The sequence below is a fragment of the Aeribacillus pallidus genome (genome assembly GCF_050478865.1).
GTDB lineage: Bacteria > Bacillota > Bacilli > Bacillales > JACDOC01 > JACDOC01.
On sequence record NZ_JBCNBW010000037.1, the window covers coordinates 1 to 3,134 of the forward strand.

General features: G+C 33.2%; 4 protein-coding genes. 2 read left to right on the forward strand and 2 right to left on the reverse strand.

Annotated elements, in window-relative coordinates:
• A partial coding sequence (locus ABES52_RS09585; RefSeq protein ID WP_429650938.1) for an integrase core domain-containing protein occupies window positions 1-202 on the forward strand: 202 nt, incomplete at its 5' end.
• A gap of 241 nt (window positions 203-443) precedes the next feature.
• Here ABES52_RS09585 and ABES52_RS09590 read toward each other — a convergent pair.
• Window positions 444-1,850 (reverse strand): DUF4179 domain-containing protein, encoded by a 1,407-nt coding sequence (locus ABES52_RS09590; RefSeq protein WP_429650939.1) that lies wholly within the window; start codon window positions 1,848-1,850, stop codon window positions 444-446.
• Window positions 1,834-2,355: an RNA polymerase sigma factor gene (locus ABES52_RS09595; RefSeq protein ID WP_429650940.1), complete on the reverse strand. Its 522-nt coding sequence runs from the start codon at window positions 2,353-2,355 to the stop codon at window positions 1,834-1,836. Before ABES52_RS09595 ends, ABES52_RS09590 begins: the two co-directional genes overlap by 17 nt.
• A gap of 664 nt (window positions 2,356-3,019) precedes the next feature.
• Here ABES52_RS09595 and ABES52_RS09600 point away from each other — a divergent pair.
• On the forward strand, window positions 3,020-3,134 hold a 115-nt coding region (locus ABES52_RS09600), incomplete at its 3' end, for a transposase (RefSeq protein WP_429650941.1).

Below are 3,134 nucleotides of genomic sequence, written 5' to 3' on the forward strand. Positions count from 1 at the left end.
AATCGAACATGAACGGATTCCACCGCGGACACCGAATATGAATGCACATATTGAAGCGTTTCATCGTTTACTGGAGGAGGAATGTCTAGGAAGAATGGCGTTTGACAGCTATGAAGAAGCTTATCAAGCCGTGATGGAGTACATGAAATTTTATAACGAGCGAAGGATTCATTCGAGTATTGCTCGATCTTCCACCGCATGAATTTTACAAAAAAGCGCAAACGGAATCGTTAATCATCAAAGAAGTTCGCGTATAAGGCAAGAGGATTTTGTCTTCTTGCCAAGAAAAAACGAGAAATTTTGAGAATAACCTAAAATAAGATAGGATGTGTCCAAATTTAGGGGGTCAATCCGACACAAAAAGAACTTGGAGTGTTTCCAAGTTCTTTACGGTGTTAAACTAATGTACCAATAATTGAAATAAACTAGGACAATATTGTTGCTTAATTTAAATCAATCTTGACCTTTTCTAACTCTACAGGAATATTCATACTTAAAGTTCCTAAATTAACTCTTATTACATATTTACTTAGGCTAAAATCATTAAGCTTACTAATATCAAAAGTACTTCTAAATCGCAATTCATCTTTATTTACGGTTTCTACAGAATGTTTAATTGGTTGCTTATATATCTCTTTCTCGGATTCTTTCACTAAAATCACATCATTACGTGCAAAATCCTTAAAGAACGTAAAGGACCGATTCCTTTTATCCCCATTATTAACTTGAAAGTCAATAATGAGACTCTTATCTTTAACAGTAATTTTTTCAATCTTTACGGACAAATTTTGCCTACTAGCCTTTATTTCAACAGGTGTTGGCTCATTTAATGGAATAAATTGGTCTTGTTCATTTATGACTACTTTCGGATGTACCTCTATATAAGTTGTTTTTCCTTTTAATGATTCTGGGATAATGCTTCTCCCTTTAACAATAATTTCATCATTCTCCTTAATGGTTTCTAGGTCAATACCATCTTTGGAGATGTTAATTTCGTTCCCCTTATCATCATAAGCCTCTAACCTTACCTGGTCATGTTTTCCTTTAATAGGAAAAGTAGCTGTATAGTTGATAGCAGTCGAAGCTTTACCTATAATAATTGAATCAAAATAAACTTGAACACCTGCATTTTCTTGAATACTTTGTTTATCAATTTTTTGTGTCTCAAATGGTAATTGACTAATCGGAACATCAAACCTCCAACTTCCTTCTTTATCTCCAATCCTCTTGAATTCAAGTGGGAATGTAGCATTAGAAGGTAATTCTGTTTTTGGATAGCTTAATTGGATATGACCAACAAAGCCATTTTGTGAAGGTTCCATAAAAACTAGTTCTTTACTATCAGATATACCTTCCTTTCCATCAAATATCTCATAAAATCCGATAACTTTACCATTTTTTTCAGTCTTCAGATTTCCCTTAACATTAAAAGTCACTCCTATAACAGCCCCGTCATAATAGGCACTCGTAATTGAAACATCTATACCTTTACTACTAGATGTTTTATTTAATTGTGTTATTAATTTTTGTGATTCTAAGTTTCTTCCAACTAAGTCGTTAAAAGTTGCATATATTTTTCCTAGTAAAGGTACATCCGCCATAACACTAGAGATTGCAGGTGAAATAAAACTTGAAGAGATGAGAATGCTTGCAGCTAATACTGCCGAAAAAACAAATGGTCTTAGACTCCTTTTATATGCTAACCTATTTCTCCCTTGGGATTCCAAATTTTCAATATCTGTTAGAATTCGATTTTTTAATGCTTGCTTTTGTTTTTTCTTCCACATAAAATGGGAATCCATCTCCTTTAAAAGACAGTCAAAATCAGTATCTTCAAATTGCCTTTTCATTCCAATACCCCTCCTTTATTAATTGTTTTTTCAGAGCAGTGATTGCTCTATAGAGTGTTGACTTGACTTTACTCTCAGACCAACCTAGTATCTTAGCTGTATCCTCTATAGAAAAGTTTTTTATTTTTCTCAAAATTATTACCTTTCTATATGTATCTTTGAGTTCTCCTAATGCCCGATAAAGTTCATATGATTCCTCTTTTATTTGAAAAACTTCTTCGGGCAATGGATTGTTGTCTTTTTGCAAAAGAAAATATTCTTTGAAAAACAAGGCAGGTTTACGCTTCCTTAAAAAATCAACTGTTAAATTATGGGCAATACTAAAGAGCCATGTTTTTTCACTGGAATGATGTTTAAATGAATCATAATATAAATACGCTTTTACAAAGGTATCGTGAGTTAAATCTTCCGCTTGCTGATAATCCTTTACCATAAGTAAAATGAAACTTAGTATAGATTTGCTATGTTGGTCATACCAATCTGCAATTTCCTCTTTTTTATACATAGACAAATTTTCGTCCCTCCTTTTCTTGAAAGTTCAATACTTAGACGTATGAGTTAACTTAAAGTTGTGGTTTTTGTATCAAAAATTTTTCGAAATTGTTTGTTTCGTTCTTTGTAGTTGAAAATACAATATTGGGATTTACCTTTATATTAAATCATCGTTGGAGTGAAAGGGATTGGTTATTCTTCATAAAATCACAGTTTTATTAATGTGCAACATCCCACAAGTCAGGAATCTTAAAAATTATCTAAAGAATAGCGTAACAAGCAAATCCTTCTCAAGTACACCTTTTCGTTATACATCAACGTAAAAAAGAAGTTTCCTCTTGCTCACAATACCTTGCTCATTGCTATTGTTCAACAAGGTATAATTACATTTAAATCATCCGCTACAGTATACAAAAAAGGAGAGCCTCAATTGAAAGCCCCTCCTCATTCTTCTGCTACCCCGATTCCGCCACCTTTAAATTTGCTTCTATCAGTTTTGTAATGAAATTCAGCAAGGCCAATCGCCCATTCAGCAGTGTATTCTTTATGAATCCATCTTGTGCAATAGTTCTTTGTAGTTGAATTGTTGATATCTCATTAGCCCCTAATGAATTTGGACACTCGATAAGGTGTTTTTTATAATCGAAGTGACCAAATGAAGGGGGCTTTTGATCTATATGAAACGAAGAAAACATTCGAAGGAATTTAAGCTACAAGTAGTGAAAGAAGCATTAGAAGTTGGAAATAAAGCATTGGTAGCTAGAAGATACGATCTTAGCCCGAATCTCGTGC

Coding starts and splice junctions, on each gene's coding strand:
- ABES52_RS09590 (WP_429650939.1), bottom strand. CDS start 1,850: ATGAAAAGGCAATTTGAAGATACTGATTTTGACTGTCTTTTAAAGGAG.
- ABES52_RS09595 (WP_429650940.1), bottom strand. CDS start 2,355: ATGTATAAAAAAGAGGAAATTGCAGATTGGTATGACCAACATAGCAAA.